The sequence below is a fragment of the Bradyrhizobium sp. LHD-71 genome (assembly GCF_031157255.1).
GTDB lineage: Bacteria > Pseudomonadota > Alphaproteobacteria > Rhizobiales > Xanthobacteraceae > P52-10.
Genome location: NZ_JAVIFX010000016.1, coordinates 117,518 through 134,295, shown reverse-complemented (window position 1 = coordinate 134,295; position 16,778 = coordinate 117,518). Strand labels below are relative to the sequence as shown.

Here is a 16,778-nt window from a genome sequence, read left to right as displayed (position 1 = left end):
ACCATCGGTCAGTCGATTCTGGCGCCGGAGCTCTTCACGAGTTCCTGCCAGTAGGGAATGTCGCGCTTGATGTAGTCGGCGAAGACGCTCGGCTGCTTGTCAAACGCCACGTCGGCGCCGAGTTGCAGCAGCTTTTGCTTGATTGCCGGATCGCTGAGGACTTGACCCAGAACGCCATGCAGTTTGGTTATGATCTCGTTCGGCGTGCCAGCTGGCGCGAGCAACCCATACCAAGTCGCAATCTCGAAACCCGGAAATCCCGACGACGATGCGGTCGGCACGCCGGGCACGGTCGCCGAAGGCACTTCGCTCGCGACCGCAAATGCTTTGATCTTGCCTTCCTTCAAGAACGGAAGCGCGATCGGCGGGCCCGCAAACATCACCTGGATTCGATTAGTGATGAGATCGGTCATCGCCGCCGGCACACCACCGTAAGGCACATGAACCATCTTGGTTCCGGCTACCTTGTCCATCAGCACGCCCGCGAGATGAGGCGTCGACCCGAGCCCGGATGATCCATAGTTCAGCTCTCCCGGTCTGGCTCGGACATAGGCGATGAATTCCTTCAGGTTGTTTGCCGGAATTGAAGGATTTGCGGTGATGACCAGCGGAAACGTCGCGATCCGGGTGATCGGCACGAAATCCTTGATCGGGTCGTATGGGACCGATCTGAAGAGGCTCGGATTGATCGACAGCGGCGCCAGTCCGAGCAGAAGCGTGTACCCGTCGGCAGGCGCCCGGGCGGCTGCGCCAAAGCCGACGTTTGAGCCGGCTCCCGGACGATTGTCGATGACGACGCGCTGGCGGAGAAGCTCCCCCATCCTCTCGGCAACAACGCGCATCAGGATGTCACCGGGACCGCCGGCGGCCAGCGGTACAATCACCTGTATTGGCCGCGTCGGATAATCGAGGGCGGCGAGCGGCGTCGGCAGAGCGATCAGGCCCGCCACGCTCCACAACACCGCCCAAACCCTGGCAGCAACGCCCATCGCAACCTCCCGCGCTTGTCGATTGTGCGTCGACGTAGCAAAGAGGAGATATTCGATCCATAGTAGGACTGTGCTATCTGATATAGAAAATATGGATATCATAATGGACTTCGATCAGCTCAGGCATTTTGTGCGCATCGCCGAGCTTGGAAGCTTCAGTCGCGCTGAAGCCGCGCTCGACATTTCTCAGCCATCCTTGAGCCGACAGATGCGGCTGCTCGAAGAAAGTCTGCAGACCAAGTTGTTTGCGCGGACCGGCCGCGGCGTAAATCTGACTCCCGCAGGCGCGGTCTTCTTTCCACACGCACTGGCGATCCTTGAGGGAATCAGCCGGGCGAAGTCGGCACTCGCCGGCCCCAGCAACAGCCTGACGGGTCGGATCGTGGTAGGCCTTCCGCCCAGGATTGCGCGAATGCTGACCGGTCCTCTGGTTGACGCGTTCAGACATCGGTTTCCGCAGGCATCGATCGTTATCGCTGAAGGGCTAAGCCCAATCCTTATCGAGGACCTGAAGCTCGGCCGCATCGAGGTCGCGCTGCTCTTCAACGCAACCATCGACAATCAGCTCAGCCTCGAAGGCATCTGCGAGGAAGAGCTTGTGCTGATCGGTCCGGCGCAGCCGAAATCACCGAAGATCCCGGCGCGGATCAGATTCAACACGCTGTCAGAGTTTCCACTGATCCTGCCGCCAATGCCGAACTCTGTGCGGGCCGCCATCGAAACGGCGCGACAGCGGACCACGACTAATTTGAACGTCGTCGTCGAAGTGAACACGATGCATGCGATCCTCGAACTGGTCGAACGACAGATCGGCTTCAGTATTGTTCCGAAAGGAATGCTCGCTGAGACAAGATTTGCGAAGAGCTTTACCGTGACCGATATTCGCTCACCCAAGCTACTCAACACGGTATCGCTCGCGACTGCCGCTAGACTGCCCATGACAAAGCTGGGCCTCGAAACGCACGCCCTCCTTCGCAAGCTCGACATTCCGAAGCTTCTCGGTGCTCGCACTCTCGATCGCGGATATCATCGCTGAGGCACAGTCGGACCTTCGAAGATCAGGGGCACCGCCACTCACTACTTTGCCGCAATGCCTGCGTCCTCGACGATCTTCAGCCATTTCTTTAGGTCCTCGGCAATGAATTGGTTGAATTGGCCGGCCGTTCCCCCGACCGTGTCGATACCCTGCTTTGCGAATTTCTCTGCGACCTCAGGCGAACGCAGAATTTCATTTATCAGCCCGTTGTAGCGCTCGACCACCTGAGATGGCATTCCCGCCGGTCCCAGCATGCCGTACCAGATGACGACCTCGACACCCTTGATGCCCTGCTCGGCAAGTGTCGGCACATCCGGCGCAACCTTCAGGCGCGACGGGCTCGCGACGGCGAGCAGCTTGATCTGCTTGGATTCTGCCAGAGGCGCCGCCACCGAGATGGGCAGAAACATGGCGCTGACGTGCCCGCCAACTAGATCCTGAACCGCCGGCGCCGAACCTCGAGCCGGCACGTGCTGCATGCTCGTTTCTGTTGCGAGCTTGAACAGCTCCATCGACAGATGGTGCGGTGTACCGTGTCCCGGCGAGCTGTAGTTGAACTGGCCCGGATGATCCTTCAGATATTCCACAAACGTCCGCGCCGACGTCACAGGGATCGACGGATGGACGACAAGCGCAATATTAACGTCGGATGTGTAAATGATCGGCGAAAAGCTCTTCAATGGATCGTAGGGAAGATCCTTGAAGAGCCCGGCGTTCTGGGTGAGCGGCGACCCCGACATCAATAGCGTGTGGCCGTCCGGCGCCGCCGTCGCCACCGCCTGCGCACCAATGTTGCCACTCGCCCCGGGCTTGTTATCGATGATGACCGGCTGGCCGAGACGCTGCTTCATCTCCTCGCCAATGATCCGCGCGATGATGTCGACCGTGTTGCTGCCCGGCGTGAAAGGAACGACGATTGTGATCGTGCGGCCCAGCGTCTGTGCCAATGCCACATTCACAGTCATCGCAAGCGAGCAGCTTAACGTCACAAGCCATTGCGCGATGGGTCGGAAAGGATGCATCGTCTCCTCCCTGGCTAGCGGACTTGCATCGAGCGCCGCGCGAGCAATACTAGCCGATGATGGCGGCTGGAACAGGGCCAGAAGGGCCGTCTGGTGCATTGCGGGAGCAAGCGACGTTGAACGCGCAAGACAAAGACGCGCACACCATCATCGTTGGTGGCGGACCAGTGGGAATGGGCCTTGCCATCGAGCTTGGGCAGCGCGGCGTTCCGACCATCGTTGTTGAGCGTTACGTCGCACCGCAGCGGATCCCCAAGGGGCAGAACCTGACCCAGCGGACCATGGAGCATTTCCATTTCTGGGGTGCGGAACAACAGCTGCGTGCGGCACGGACGATCGCAAAGGACTACGGCATCGGCGGCATGACCGCGTACGGTACCCTGCTCAGCGGCCACGCTCACGACTGGATGCAGCGGGAGCTGGTTCGCCCCTTTTACTTCACGGATAATGAGCGGCTTCCGCAGTATGCAACCGAAGGCGTCTTGCGCGCTCGCGCCCGGACTCTGCCCTCGCTCACGCTGATGTTCGGCTGGGACGCCGATCGCATCGCGCAAAACGACAGAGGGGTAACGATTGACATCCGCGAGCGAACCGGCTCGCGACGGATGACGGTTAGAGGCGAGTTTGCCGTCGGCTGTGACGGCAGCCACTCCCTCGTGCGCGAACAGGTCGGAATTCAGCAGACCTTGTCAGATCACGACCGGTTGATGGTGCTGCTGGTCTTCAAATCCCAGGCGCTGCACGAGCTCCTGAAGCGGTTTCCCGGCAAGTCGTTCTACAACGTGCTGCACCCTGACCTGAAAGGCTACTGGCGGTTTTTCGGGCGTGTCGACCTCGGCACCACGTGGTTCTTCCATGCGCCAGTGCCGCCCGGCACGACAAAGGACAATTTCGACTTCAAGGGCCTTCTGTATGACGCGGCCGGAGCGCAATTCGACGTTGCCTTCGACCATATCGGTTTCTGGGACCTGCGGATCGCAGCTGCCGAATCTTATCGCGCAGATCGTGTGTTCATCGCCGGCGACGCTGCGCACAGCCACCCACCCTACGGTGGCTACGGCATCAACACGGGCTTCGAGGATGCGCGCAACCTCGGCTGGAAGCTCGCCGCGACCCTGCACGGCTGGAGTGGTGAGCGATTGCTTGATTCCTATGACGCCGAACGCAGGCCGGTGTTCAAATCTACCGCACGCGATTTCATCGAGAGGTCAATCGAGACGGACCGCGTGTTCGTCGCGACCTACGATCCGAAGCGTGATCTGTCCGCCTTCGAAGCTGGCTGGAAAGAGCGGACGTCCGGCGCGCGCATGGAAGTCGATGCGTTCGAGCCCAATTATCGGGGCTCGCCCATTGTCTTCGGCCCGCCAGGCGCGGAAACCAATGCGAAGGGCGCACATACCTTCAGGGCGCAACCAGGTCACCATCTCGCGCCGCAAATGCTGTCGTCGAATTGCAATGTCTTCGAGGAGCTCGGATCAGGATTCAACCTGATTGCGCTCGATGCTGCCGATACGAACGTCGCCGCATTCGCGCAAGCCGCCAAAGCGATGAATATCCCGCTCAAGATCATCCGCGACACGTTCGCTGCCAAGCGAATGGCCTATGAAGCGAAATTCGTTCTCGTAAGGCCGGATCATTTCGTTGCGTGGTGCGCGAATGAAGCGCCCGCTGACGCGCATGCAATCCTGCGCAAGATCGTCGGCGCGGATTAACGATTGCTCATCAACGCTTCTGCCGCGAGTGCACCAAGGCGCGTGACCCCGCGCTCGATCCACGGGTCCCATGAATGTCCGCAACTGATCCTCAGGCAATTGGCATAGCGGCCGCTCGCGGAAAACACTTCACCCGGCGCGAAACAGATGCCGTGATCGAGCGCAGCTTGAAATAGCACTCCGGTATTCACAGGCTGCGGCAATTCCAGCCACAACACGAAACCGCCGGCCGGACAGCTGACCCGCGTTCCGGCCGGAAAGCTCCGGTCGATCGCGCGCGTCATCCGTTCGATATTTGCGGCGAACACGCGACGGACGCGTCGGAGGTGACTGTCGTAGCCGCCGGAGGCAAGGAATTCACCGAATGCGGCCTGCGGCAGCACCGAGCCGCAGAGCGTCAAAGCGGCCTTGGCATCGAGCACGCGAGGCAGATGCCTGCCGGCAGCGATCCAGCCAATGCGATAACCCGGCGCCACCGTCTTGGAGAACGAACTACAGTACATCGTGACGCCATGGCGGTCGAGCGCCATGAACGGACGCGGCCTTTCGTCGCCGAAATAGATGTCTCCATAGATATCGTCTTCGATCAGCGGCACATGATGCCGCGCCAACAGATCGAGGACGGCAAGCTTCTTCGTATCCGGCATGGTGCAGCCAAGCGGGTTATTGAAACTCGATGCGAACAGGCATGCTGCGATCCGATTTTGGGAGAGCGCAGCCTGCAACGGATCCAGATCGATTCCCTCGCTCGCATCCGTCGGCAGTTCGAGCGCCTTGAGATCGAGTGCCTTCAACGCATGCAGCAGGCCGAAATAGGTCGGCGATTCGATCGCGACCGTATCGCCGGGACGCGTTACGGCGCGAAGAGCCAGAACCAGCGCCTCGGTGCATCCGACGGTGATTACAAGATCGTCCGGCGAAAGCGCCTGGCCCCAGCGCGTCGCCCGACGCGCGATTTCTCTCCGAAGCCGCAGATCGCCCTGCGGCCCTGTGTAGATATTGTAGACACCGCCCCGCTCCCGCGCCGTTCGCGCAAGCAGCCGGTCAAGTCGCCCGGCGTCGAGAAGGTTGGTGTCAGGGATCGCGCAGCCGAGCGGCACAAGGTTTGGATCCGATGCATGCTCCAGCAGCTTCACGACGACGGCTGGCACACTGACCGCGGTAGCGCGCGCCGGCGGACGCGACGTCGTCGGCGGCTTTCGTGCGGGTGGCCGAGACGCAACATAGAATCCGGACTGCGGTCGCGCTTGCAGCACGCCCCGATCCTCGAGGAGACGATAGGCCTGCAGTGCCGTCGCCATGCTGACCTTGCGGTCGCGGCTGATCGATCGCAGCGACGGCGCCCGCGTTCCTGGCACCAGGGTGCCGCGGTCGACCAGCGCTGCAATGAAACGCGCCAACTCTTCGTAACGAAAATTTTCCTGGTCCATTGCGCCATTCTAACTGTTCTGGTCGCAATTGTCATTGACTGTAACTGTTATGGTCGCGGACAACCTGCTAGATCGGCGTTCAGCGAGAAGGAAGACGCCGATGACACGGTTTGTCCGAAACGACATCATTTCCCTCATCGGCGCTGCGCCGCGGCACGACCTTGCCGAGAGTGTGGGCCCCGACCTTCGCCTCGCCGAACTCATCCATCCGGACGACGATGAACTTGGCGCGTTGCGCCTCGGCTACGCAACAGCCGCTGGGGATCCAAAGCTCCGAGCGGCGATCGCTGCTCAGCATGGCGTCGCCGCCGACGATGTCGTGATCACCGTCGGCGGGATGCACGCGCTGTTCCTTTCGGCTTACGTTCTGTGCGGCCGCGGAGAAGAGGCGATCATCACGACGCCGGTTTTTCCGCTCGCACGCGACGCGCTGACGAGCGTGGGCGCGACAGTCCGGCCGTTGCCGCTTCGGTTCGAAGAGGATTACCGGCTGGATTGGCGCAGGCTGGCCGCCCTGCTCTCGCCCGCGACGCGACTGGTTTCACTGGCCTCGCCGCAGAACCCATCCGGTGTCGGGCTGCCGCACGCGGTCTTGACAGGAGTCTTGTCGGCGATGGCGGCACGCTGCCCGGACGCTTTCCTGCTGATCGACGAGACCTATCGCCATGCCGTTTATGACGAAGACAGGGCCGCATCCAGCGCCGCGCTCCTCGGTCCGCAGGTCATTGTCACCGGCTCGTTGTCGAAGTGCCACGGTGCTCCGGGCCTCCGCATCGGCTGGGCAATTACCCGAAATGCCGCGCTGCGCGAGCAGATCATGCTCGGCAAGTTCAGCACGGTGATCGCCAACTCGACGGTCGACGAAATGTTTGCGCTCCGCGTGCTGGCCCAAGCGGAAGACATCATCGACGCCCGCCGGCGGCACTTGAGCGACACGCTGGCCCGCACGGCCGCATGGGTTGAAGACAACGCGGGCCTGGTCGCGTGGGTGCGGCCCGATGCGGGCGCGCTGTGTTGTGTCCGGCTTCGGCCGGACGTGTTCGACGAGGCCGCCGTCGCTCGGTTCTACGCCGCGCTCGGCCGGCTTGACGCGCGCGTCGGCAATGGCACCTGGTTCGGCGAAGAGCCGCGGGTGTTTCGCCTTGGCTTTGGCCTGCTTCCTGTGTGGGAACTGGAAGCAGCCCTCGATGCGCTCACGGCGGCCCTGCAACAGGCCAGACGCAGCGCAGCTTAGGAGGATAGGATCAAATGAGCGAGCTTTCGTTTCAACAGGTTGACGTGTTCACGCACGTCCCCCTCAAAGGAAATCCGCTGGCCGTCGTGGTCGATGCCGATGGCCTCTCTGACGAGACCATGGCATCTCTCGCCAACTGGACGAACCTCAGCGAAACAACCTTTCTCCTCAAGCCTACAGATCCCGCAGCCGACTATCGCGCGCGGATCTTCACGCCCGAACGCGAACTGCCATTTGCAGGTCATCCAACGCTCGGAAGCTGCCAAGTATGGCTCAACAGTGGGCGGACGCCGAAACAAGCCCAAATCGTTCAGGAGTGCGGCGCCGGCCTCATTCGCATCAGGCGCGATGATAAGCGCCTCGCATTCGCGGCGCCGCCGCTTCGCCGGGGTGGCGACGTCGATGCCGAAACGCTGACGAGACTTGCAAACGGACTTCGAATTAAGCCGAACGCCATCAAGGCCTCTCAATGGGTCGACAACGGCCCAGGTTGGGTGGCGGTGATGCTGGAAAGCCGTGCCGAAGTCCTGGCGTTACAGCCGGATTACCCCGCTCTGGCCGACCTTAAGCCCGGCGTGGTCGCGCCGTGGCTTGCGACGGACGGCGACGACGCCCAGTTCGAGGTCCGTGCGTTCATTCCGACACGCGCTGCGGAAGATCCGGTCACAGGCAGCCTGAACGCAGGTCTCGCTCAATGGCTGATTGGTGCCGGTCTCGCGCCGAACGCCTACGTCGCGGCCCAGGGAACGGTGCTCGGCCGCGCCGGCCGTGTTCATGTCGAACGTGACGGAAGCGACATCTGGATCGGCGGCAGAACGATCAGCTGTATCGAGGGAAAGCTCCAGATGCCCCGCGGTGCTTAAGCAAGGAGGTCAACTGTCAGGTGCAGCGCTTGCTGTTGAAGCATCTGGTCCAGTGGGCCCTCAAGAGAGGCTGCGGCCGGCGGGGCACCGAACGTGTCAAAGTCTTGCACTAGCGTTCCGTCGGCAAGGCGACTTGCAGTCTCCTGCTCGCTCAAAACTGGATCTGAGACCGACGTCACGACGGCATCCTGCCGCGTGTTCGAGATCGGCACGTCGCCTGAGCTGCCATCCCGCCACATGAAGGTGTCGGAACCGTAGAGGTCGCCGGTGCTGGTCCACTCCGGAAATAGCGAAGGATTGAGCGCGGCCGCGCGATCGGTTGTGACGCCGCCGTTGAAATGGCTAACCGCGGCTAATTGCCAATTGGAGTCCAAGCCGGCGACAGGGGCAGCATCGGCGGCACCATACAGCGCCTGCACCGCGGCGATGTCGGAGGCCGTGAGATCATTCAGTGATGAAATGTACGGATTCATGATCGCCGGCTCGTCACTGTAGTGGCCTATTCCAATCGCGTGTCCGATTTCATGCAGCGCAACCGCATAGAACGTTGCACCGAACGAAAGCGCCTCGCTTCCCGACGACGGGTTATAGAGCTCCGACGAATCGAAGTTGATTTGCACTGGCGATGCGAAGAGGCCGGTTGCCGGATCGTAGTAATAGCCCGCTTGCCCCAGCACGTTGTAGGGACCGTCGATTTCGGCCCAACCAATGACGATATTGGCTGCGGCTTCGGACGAGACTTCCTGGAACGTGATCTCGCCGAAATCATCCCAGCGGCTGAACGCAGCGCGGATCTCCTCGGGGAAGAGATCCGGGGCGGCGTAGCCTGCCGAGATCTGTTGTTCAAAGACCGCAGCGGATGTGCCCGCGTAATACCACGTCACCGTGCTGCCGGGTGCCCAGTGGGCTTCTTCCAGAACATAGCTTGGCAAGGTTGCCTCCCTGTGTTTCGCCCGCGCGCCGCTGCACGTTTGTCTTTGAATGTGGAGCTTATTCGGCGATACCTTACGCTCACCTGACTAAGCTCTTTATAGGAACTCCTGCAAACCCGTGATGACTGCAGGTATCCGCGTTCAATTGATGACGCGCGTCTGACCGCCGGGCCGCGAAACGCCGCGAGGGAAGCGCCCCACGGCGTCCCCGTTCCTGGTGTCACACGCCGCTCAGTAGCACGGATAGGGCGCAACCGGCCGGAGACCACCATCCCCTGGATGGGGCATTCCTCGGGGTGCCTCTGCAGCGGAATACGAAGGCGCTTGAGCGCGTTCAGCGTGCCAGTCGTGCGGCGAAATTCGCCGCGCGCATCGAGGTTGTTGTGAATGACCGAGAACACGCCCGCATATTCGTCGTAGAGGCGGATCTACTCGCCCGTCAGCCGGTGCTCGACCAGTTCGTATGCTACGCCTTCATAAGACAGCGAGCACGCTGCATAGAGGCGAAGCGCTGTGAGGTCGCGCGCCAACACCGCCAGCGCGGCGCCCCCGCCCGCCTCGATCGCCTCGACGAATCCGCGCATAGGCGAGGTTGTGGTCGCGCCGATCGCCGAGACGTAGAGCACGCGGGCGTTGGGGAGCGCATATTGCAGCGCATCCCTCTCTGTCATAGCTCGCCAACGACAGATCATCACATCAACCATAGCCCGGACCGGTTTCGTCCGCGGCTTGTACGATCTGCGGCTAGACCCGCGTCTCCGCAAGGTGACAGGCGACCTGCCGGCCTGCGACCTCCCGCAACTCCGGAACCTCGGCACTGCAGCGACTGGTCGCGAACGGGCAGCGCGGATGGAAAGGACAGCCTGACGGCGGATTCATGGCGCTGGGAATCTCGCCCCGCGCGGTGGCGCGCTGCCGCTTCTGGCCAGGACGCGGCAACGGTACAGCGGCGAGCAGAGCGTCGGTATAGGGGTGCAAAGGCTTGCGGTAGATGGTCTCCTTGTCGCCGATCTCGACGATGCGGCCAAGGTACATGACGGCGACGCGATCGGCGATGTGGCGCACGATACGCAGGTCGTGCGAGACGAATACGTAGCTCAGGCCGCGCTCGCGTTGCAGGTCGCGCAGCAGGTTCACGACCTGGCCTTGCACCGATACGTCGAGAGCCGACACAGGTTCATCGCATATGATCAACGCTGGATCGAGCGCCAGCGCGCGGGCGATGCCGATGCGCTGGCGCTGGCCGCCGGAGAATTGATGCGCGTAGCGCGCACCATGCTCGGGCGCGAGGCCGACCTTGGAGAGGAGCTGCGCAGCGCTTTCGCGGCACTCCTTGCGCGAGACGCCGGCGAGCCGCAGCGGCTCGGTGATGATCTCGTGCACCCGCATGCGCGGATTGAGCGAGCCGTAGGGATCCTGGAAGATCATCTGGAAGCGCCGGCGCAGCGCCTGCAGGGCAGCACCTTTTGCCGTCGCGACATCCTGGCCATCAAAGGTGACCGAGCCGGCGGTCGAATCGAGCAGGCGGATCAGCAGCCGGCCGAGCGTGGACTTGCCGCACCCGCTTTCGCCGACCAAGCCCAGCACCTCGCCGCGCGCGACGCTGAGGTCGATGTTTTCGACAGCGCGAACAGTGCCGACCTGCGTAACGCCGAGCGGACCGCCGAGAACAGGAAAGTGCTTGGTCAGGCCGTGCGCGGTTAGAAGATTGGTCATGCCGCGGCCTCCAGCGGGCGGATGCATGCCGCGGCGTGATCGGGTCCAAGGGAAAGCAGCGGCGGCTCGCCCGCTCGACAGGCGTCGACTGCGTATTTGCAACGTGGCTCGAAGCGGCATCCCGATGGTAATGCCGTGGGCGCGGGCACCATGCCGTCGATCACCGCGAGGCGATCGCCGGACTCCTCCTCGTCGGGCATGCATTGCAGCAACGCAGCCGAATAGGGATGCGCCGCCGCGCTGAAAAGCCGGGTGGTTTCGGCGCGCTCGACCAGGCGGCCGGCGTACATGACGACGACGCGATGCGCCTGCTCGGCCACCACGCCCAGATCATGGGTGATGAACAGGATGCCCATGCCGAACTCGGACTGGAGATCCGAGAGCAGGTCCGTGATCTGCGCCTGGATGGTGACATCGAGTGCGGTCGTGGGCTCGTCGGCGATCAACAAAGCCGGTTCGCAGGCAAGTGCTGCCGCGATCATCACCCGCTGCCGCATACCGCCGGACATGCGATGCGGATAGTCGTCGAAGCGACGCGCCGCGGAGGGAATGCCGACGCGGTCGAGCAAGGCAATGGCGCGCGTTCGCGCTTCGCGCCGCGACAATCTGCGATGCAATCGCAGCGGCTCCGCGACATGCGCGCCGATCGACAGCAGTGGATTGAGCGATGTCATCGGCTCCTGGAAGATCATGGCGATGCGATCGCCGCGGATCTTCGCCATCGCACGCTCGTCGAGATGGGCGAGGTCGCGGCCCTCGAAGCGGATCTCGCCGCGCGTCACCCGGCCGGGCTCCTGCAGGAGCCGCATGATCGCCATCGCCGTGACGCTCTTGCCGCTGCCGCTCTCTCCGACCAATGCCACCGTTTCCTTGGCATCGATAGAAAAGGTGACGCCATCGACGACGGCGGTGGCGTCCCGCGGCGTCCCGAAGGCGATTGCGAGGTCGTCGATTTCCAACAGCGCCATGAAGCAAAAACTCCGGTTACGGATTTGCCTGCAGAATAATCATAATGACCGGACATTTAGGCATTGAGACATACAATATCCGGCCTATGGTTCGCGCAAGCTGCCAAAGAGGGGAAAGCAATGTTGGGGCCAAGATTGGGTCCACTCGGCGAGGAGTTCTCGACCTTCGCGATTTCGGCGCGTTGCCCGGAGACCGGAAAATTCGGCGTGGCGATCTCCACCAGGCCGATAGGCGTCGGCTCACGCTGCCCGTTCGTGAGACCCGGTGTCGGTGTCGTCGTGACAATGGCGGTTACCGATCCGAGACTGGGCCCGCTGGGCATCCGCCTGCTGGACCTCGGTTTCTCGGCGTCCAAGACGATGGCCGAGATCGCCGCCAGTGATCCGCATATCGATTATCGCCAGATCTCTGTGATCGACCGTGACGGCAATGCCGTCGCCCGCACCGGTGGCGAGAACCACGATTGGTCCGGTCATTTCTGCGAGCCGGGCATGGTGGCGATGGGCAATGGCCTGATTTCCGAACGCACGGCCTCGGCGATGGCCAACACGTTCCGCGCCATGAAGGGCGACGATCTTGAGGCCCGCTTGATGTCGGCGCTCGAGGCAGGGCGCGACGCGGGCGGCCAGCATGGCGGCCAGCACTCCGCCGCGCTCATGGTCTACCGGCAGCATGAGTATCCGCTGGTCGACCTGCGCGTCGACGAGCATGTCGAGCCGATCGGCGAACTGCGCCGCGTGTTCGATCTCTACCGGCCGCAGATCGAATACTACGAAACGCGCCCGTGGCAGCCCGCGGCGTTGGGCGTCGTTGAGGATTGGGTCGAGGCGCGGGCGTGCGTGAAGGGAGGCAAGTCGTGACCTTTACTGTTGTCGGCCGCTGCCCGCGGACCAAGATGCTCGGGGTCGCCATGGCGACGCATGCGCCGGCGGTGGGCAATCGCTGTCCCGTCGTGATTCCGCGCATGGCAGCGGCGTCGGTGCAGGCGATCGCTGATCCGCGCCTGACCCTGCTGTGCACGAAGCTGATGGGGCTCGGCTATCACGCCGGCAAGATCATCCAGCAGCTGGAGAGCAGTGATCCGAATGCGCCGTTGCGTCAGATCGGCGTTGTCGATGCCTGGGGCAATGCCGCTGCCATGACGGGCGGCGAGAACGGCGCCTACGCTGGTCACATCATCGGCCAGGGCTGGCTGGTGATGGGCAACGGCATCGTCGGTCCGCAGGTGACCGAAGCGATGGCACAATCCATGCATTCGACCGGAGCGGAGCTTCTCGAGGAACGTCTAGTGCGCGCTGTCGAAGCGGGCGGACGGGCCGGCGGCCAGGTCGATGGGCACTTCTCCTCGTCGATCCTGGTCTATGGCGACGAGCCGTTCGCCTACATCGATCTGCGTGTCGACGTACACGATGAACCGATCGGCGAATTGCGCCGGATCTTCGAATGGTTCCGGCCGCTGTTGCCGTACTACAGCGAGCGACCCTACAACCCGCGCCTGCCGCGAGACGATCGCTGGCGCGACCAACAGCGCAAATAAATCAGCAAGGCAGAGGAAACAAAACGAGGTGTTGTCAGACTGGAGGTCGTGATGCTTGGAGTGATGAGAACCGTGTTTGCGGCAGCGTTGGCTGTCGGGGTGGGCGCGTCGTCTGCGCATGCCCGACAGGACAAGGATACGCTGGTGGTGGGTGCATCGCTCTTCACCGACTCCATCGCGCCGACGGGCGGCGCCTACATCACGTTGAGCCTCTGCTACCAGACCTGGGAGCCGCTAGTCGCGCGCGATGACGAGGACAAGCTCGTACCGGCGCTCGCCGAGCGCTGGGAGGCGTTGAGCCCGACGCATTGGCGCTTTCATCTGCGAAAGGGCGTGAAGTGGCATGACGGCACGCCGTTCACCGCCGCGGACGTGAAGTTCACGATCGACTACGTCATCGATCCCAAGCAGGTCTACGCGCGCAAGACGCGCATCGCCGGTGTGGTCAGCACTGAAATCGTCGACGAGATGACGGTCGACATCAAGACATCGACGCCGGCGCCGCTGTTGCTGCGCGGCCTCGCCGACATCCCCATCGAGTCGAAGGCGCACACCGAGAAGGTCGGCCAGGTTGAGGCGCACAAGAAGCCGATGGGCACCGGCCCGTGGAAGTATGTCGAATGGGTCGCCGGCGATCACTATGACCTGGCCGCCAACGAGAACTACTGGGGCGGCGCGCCGGTGATGAAGAAGCTGCGCATCCGCGCCATTCCTGAGGGCGCGACACGGGTGGCCTCGCTGGTGGCGGGCGAGACCGACATCGTCGAGGAGATTCCCGTCGACCTGCTGCCGTCGGTCGAGCGGCGCAAGAATCTCAAGATCGACGCCGTCGAATCGTCGGTGAGCCTCGTGCACACCTTCGATACGCGCAAGCCGCCGTTCAACGATGTACGCGTTCGCCGCGCGATCGACTACGCGATCGACAAGCAGGCGCTCGTGAAGCAGATGCTAGGCGGCTATGGCTCGGTGCTGGATGGTCAGCTCGTGACCAAGGGCACGTTCGGTTACAACCCGAACATCAAGTCGCGCCCCTACGACCCGACGACGGCCAAGGCGATGCTCGCCGAAGCAGGTTTCCCCAAGGGTTTCGAAAACAAAATCAACACGCTGTCCGGCCGCTATCTCTCCGATGTCGACATCGCCAACGCCGTCGCCGGCATGATGAGCCAGGTCGGCGTGAAGACCTCGGTCAATGTCGTCGAGGGCGGTGTGTGGTCCCAGCTCGACCGCAGCCGCGATCAGGGTCCGATGTATCAGGTTGGCTGGTTCAGCGTCGGCGACGCCGATTTCAATACCGTCTGGTACACCGAGGCGAGCAAGCGCAACTACTGGACTAACGCCGAGTTCGACAAACTCTGGCAGGAAGCACGCTCGACCATGGACGAGGCCGCCCGCCTGCGTGCCTACAATCGCATGATGGAGATCATGCACGACGAGGTGCCGTCGATCTTCCTCGCCGGTCTGCCACGCATCTCGGGTCGTTCGGACAGGGTAACCGGCTGGATGCCGTCGCGCGACTCGCTACTGCGCCTGCACAAGGTGAGCGTGAAGTAGGCAATTCGACCATGCGCTACCTCCTGCGGCGACTGATGCTGCTGCCAGTCCCGTTGATCTTTGTGATCGGGTTCGTTTTCGTCGTGCTGCGGCTGACGGGCGATCCGGTGGCGATCTACCTGGGACTCGATGCAACGCCGGAGCAGGAGGCAGTGCTGCGCGCCGATCTGCATCTCGACGAACCGGTACCGGTGCAGTTCGGCTACTTCCTGCTCGATCTGGTTCGCGGCGACTTCGGCACCTCGATCCAGTTCAAGCGACGGGCAATGGAAGTCGTGCGCGAGCGGCTGGGCTCGACGCTGCAGTTGCTCGCGCTGGGCCTGCTCGTCGCCGTGGTGCTGGGTGTTCTGGGCGGCGTCGCCAGCGCAGTGTGGAAGGACAGGGTGCCGGATTTCGTGATCTCGGTGCTGGCCGTCGCCGGACAATCGATGCCCAGTTTCTGGCTCGGCATCCTGCTGATCCAGCTGTTCGCGCTGGAACTGCAATGGCTGCCGACGTCAGGCAAGGGCGGCTGGGAGCACATGGTATTGCCGGTCATCACGCTCGCCACGTTCCTGGTGCCCAATTTCATCCTGGTGATGCGTGTCAGCGTGCTGGAGGTGGCGCGTGAGCAGTTCGTCGTCACGGCACGCGCCCGTGGCGCGGGGCCGGCGCGAGCGTTGTGGCTACACATCCTGCCCAACGCCATCAACCCGGTGGTCAGCCTGATCGGTTTGCAGCTTGGTCGTTTGATGGGCGGCGCCGTCGTCACCGAATCGATCTTCGCCTGGCCAGGTGTCGGTCGCCTGATGGTGAGCGCTATCTTCCAGCGCGATGTGCCGATCGTGGTTGCCGCCGTTTTCATTGTCGCGCTGACCATCGTGCTCGCCAACCTGGTCGTCGACCTGGTGCAGGCGGCGATCGATCCGCGCATCAGGCTACGGTGATGAGATGAAGTGGTTTGGTCCGCGACTGAAGATTCAGATTGGCGTCGTGCTGGTGGTGGGGATGTGCCTGACGGCGATTTTCGCGCCATTGCTTGCGCCACACGATCCGTATTTGCAGAACCTGATGCTACGCCTGAAGCCGCCCGTGTGGGACGACCGCGGGAGCTGGACCTATCCGCTGGGCACGGACAATTTGGGCCGTGATCTGCTGTCACGCCTGGTCTACGGCTCGCGCCTGTCGATCGTCGTCGGCCTGCTGGCGATGATGGTGGCTCTGACCTTCGGCACCACGCTCGGTCTGGTCGCCGGTTATGGCGGCGGTCGCGTCGAGCAGGTCATCATGCGCTTTGCCGATGGCTATCAGGCGATACCGGAGATCCTGCTGGCCATCGTGGTCGTCGCCGTCTTCGGCGGCAGCGTCACGGTCTTGATCCTGGTGCTGGGCTTCGCCGGTTGGGAAAGCTACACGCGCGTCGCCTTCAACCTGACGCGGTCGTTGCGAGAGCGGCCTTTCGTCGAGGCTGCGGTCGCATCGGGTGCGGGCGACCGCTACGTCATGTGGCGGCACATCCTGCCGCAGATGTCGCCCGTGCTAACCGTGATCGCGACCTTGCAGGTCGGCCAACTCGTCCTCCAGGAGACCGCGCTCAGCTTCCTTGGCCTTGGCCTGCCGCCGCCGACGGCGACTTGGGGCAACATCCTCGCCGAGGGCCGCGACCGTCTGCTGGTGGCGCCGTGGATCGCCAATCTGGCCGGAATCGCCATAGTTCTGCTTGTGCTGGGAATCAACCTGCTGGGCAATGGCCTGCGGGAGACGCTCGATCCGCGACGAGTGGATCGGCGATGAGAAAAAAGAAA

At 62.8% G+C, this 16,778-nt stretch carries 15 protein-coding genes and 1 pseudogene; 9 read left to right on the top strand and 7 right to left on the bottom strand.

Annotation, left to right across the window (positions count from 1 at the left end; genetic code table 11):
* Positions 1–8: 8 nt before the first annotated feature.
* The gene (locus RCO31_RS18955) at positions 9–989 is read right to left on the bottom strand and encodes a tripartite tricarboxylate transporter substrate binding protein (protein ID WP_308970002.1); all 981 of its coding nucleotides are present in this window, start codon (positions 987–989) and stop codon (positions 9–11) included.
* A 22-nt stretch (positions 990–1,011) separates the two neighbouring features.
* Between RCO31_RS18955 and RCO31_RS18950 the strand changes: the two genes are divergently transcribed.
* Positions 1,012–2,025: a LysR family transcriptional regulator gene (locus RCO31_RS18950; protein ID WP_308970001.1), complete on the top strand. Its 1,014-nt coding sequence runs from the start codon at positions 1,012–1,014 to the stop codon at positions 2,023–2,025.
* Positions 2,026–2,066: 41 nt separating this feature from the next.
* On the opposite strand, the gene RCO31_RS18945 is transcribed toward RCO31_RS18950, so the two are convergent.
* Positions 2,067–3,047, bottom strand: coding sequence for a tripartite tricarboxylate transporter substrate binding protein (locus tag RCO31_RS18945; RefSeq protein ID WP_308970000.1), 981 nt, complete (start codon positions 3,045–3,047; stop codon positions 2,067–2,069).
* Positions 3,048–3,163: 116 nt separating this feature from the next.
* Between RCO31_RS18945 and RCO31_RS18940 the strand changes: the two genes are divergently transcribed.
* Positions 3,164–4,759 (top strand): FAD-dependent monooxygenase, encoded by a 1,596-nt coding sequence (locus tag RCO31_RS18940; protein WP_308969999.1) that lies wholly within the window; start codon positions 3,164–3,166, stop codon positions 4,757–4,759.
* Here the strand turns inward: RCO31_RS18940 and RCO31_RS18935 are convergent.
* Positions 4,756–6,189, bottom strand: coding sequence for a PLP-dependent aminotransferase family protein (locus RCO31_RS18935; protein WP_308969998.1), 1,434 nt, complete (start codon positions 6,187–6,189; stop codon positions 4,756–4,758). The two genes, RCO31_RS18940 and RCO31_RS18935, sit on opposite strands and share 4 nt — an antisense overlap.
* A 49-nt stretch (positions 6,190–6,238) precedes the next feature.
* On the opposite strand from RCO31_RS18935, the gene RCO31_RS18930 reads away from it, so the two are divergent.
* Together RCO31_RS18930 and RCO31_RS18925 are read left to right on the top strand one after the other, a co-directional pair.
* The gene (locus RCO31_RS18930) at positions 6,239–7,423 is read left to right on the top strand and encodes a pyridoxal phosphate-dependent aminotransferase (RefSeq protein ID WP_308970029.1); all 1,185 of its coding nucleotides are present in this window, start codon (positions 6,239–6,241) and stop codon (positions 7,421–7,423) included.
* 14 nt (positions 7,424–7,437) lie between these two features.
* Entirely contained in the window at positions 7,438–8,286 is an 849-nt protein-coding gene (locus RCO31_RS18925; protein ID WP_308969997.1) for a PhzF family phenazine biosynthesis protein, read from the top strand.
* On the opposite strand, the gene RCO31_RS18920 is transcribed toward RCO31_RS18925, so the two are convergent.
* The 4 genes and pseudogenes from RCO31_RS18920 to RCO31_RS18905 form a co-directional block, all read right to left on the bottom strand.
* The gene (locus tag RCO31_RS18920; RefSeq protein WP_308969996.1) at positions 8,283–9,218 is read right to left on the bottom strand and encodes a matrixin family metalloprotease; all 936 of its coding nucleotides are present in this window, start codon (positions 9,216–9,218) and stop codon (positions 8,283–8,285) included. The genes RCO31_RS18925 and RCO31_RS18920 overlap by 4 nt on opposite strands.
* A 329-nt stretch (positions 9,219–9,547) precedes the next feature.
* Positions 9,548–9,796, bottom strand: a pseudogene (locus RCO31_RS34755) (strawberry notch-like NTP hydrolase domain-containing protein); the annotation flags it as partial.
* 166 nt (positions 9,797–9,962) lie between these two features.
* Positions 9,963–10,934 (bottom strand): dipeptide ABC transporter ATP-binding protein, encoded by a 972-nt coding sequence (locus RCO31_RS18910; RefSeq protein ID WP_308969995.1) that lies wholly within the window; start codon positions 10,932–10,934, stop codon positions 9,963–9,965.
* On the bottom strand, positions 10,931–11,902 hold the full coding sequence (locus tag RCO31_RS18905; RefSeq protein WP_308969994.1) for an ABC transporter ATP-binding protein: 972 nt from the start codon (positions 11,900–11,902) through the stop codon (positions 10,931–10,933). The genes RCO31_RS18910 and RCO31_RS18905 overlap by 4 nt, the downstream gene beginning before the upstream one ends.
* A 120-nt stretch (positions 11,903–12,022) precedes the next feature.
* Between RCO31_RS18905 and RCO31_RS18900 the strand changes: the two genes are divergently transcribed.
* The 5 genes from RCO31_RS18900 to RCO31_RS18880 are packed head-to-tail and all read left to right on the top strand — an operon-like array spanning position 12,023 to position 16,767.
* Positions 12,023–12,763 carry a DUF1028 domain-containing protein gene (locus RCO31_RS18900; RefSeq protein WP_308969993.1) on the top strand — a complete coding sequence of 247 codons (741 nt, stop codon included), beginning with the start codon at positions 12,023–12,025 and terminating at the stop codon, positions 12,761–12,763.
* Positions 12,760–13,440: a DUF1028 domain-containing protein gene (locus tag RCO31_RS18895; RefSeq protein WP_308969992.1), complete on the top strand. Its 681-nt coding sequence runs from the start codon at positions 12,760–12,762 to the stop codon at positions 13,438–13,440. Before RCO31_RS18900 ends, RCO31_RS18895 begins: the two co-directional genes overlap by 4 nt.
* 51 nt (positions 13,441–13,491) lie before the next feature.
* Positions 13,492–14,994, top strand: a complete 1,503-nt coding sequence (locus tag RCO31_RS18890; RefSeq protein WP_308969991.1) for an ABC transporter substrate-binding protein — start codon at positions 13,492–13,494, stop codon at positions 14,992–14,994.
* Positions 14,995–15,005: 11 nt separating this feature from the next.
* Complete coding sequence (locus tag RCO31_RS18885; RefSeq protein ID WP_308969990.1) at positions 15,006–15,920, top strand: ABC transporter permease; 915 nt, start codon at positions 15,006–15,008, stop codon at positions 15,918–15,920.
* 4 nt (positions 15,921–15,924) lie between these two features.
* Positions 15,925–16,767 (top strand): ABC transporter permease, encoded by an 843-nt coding sequence (locus RCO31_RS18880; RefSeq protein ID WP_308969989.1) that lies wholly within the window; start codon positions 15,925–15,927, stop codon positions 16,765–16,767.
* Positions 16,768–16,778 lie beyond the last annotated feature (11 nt).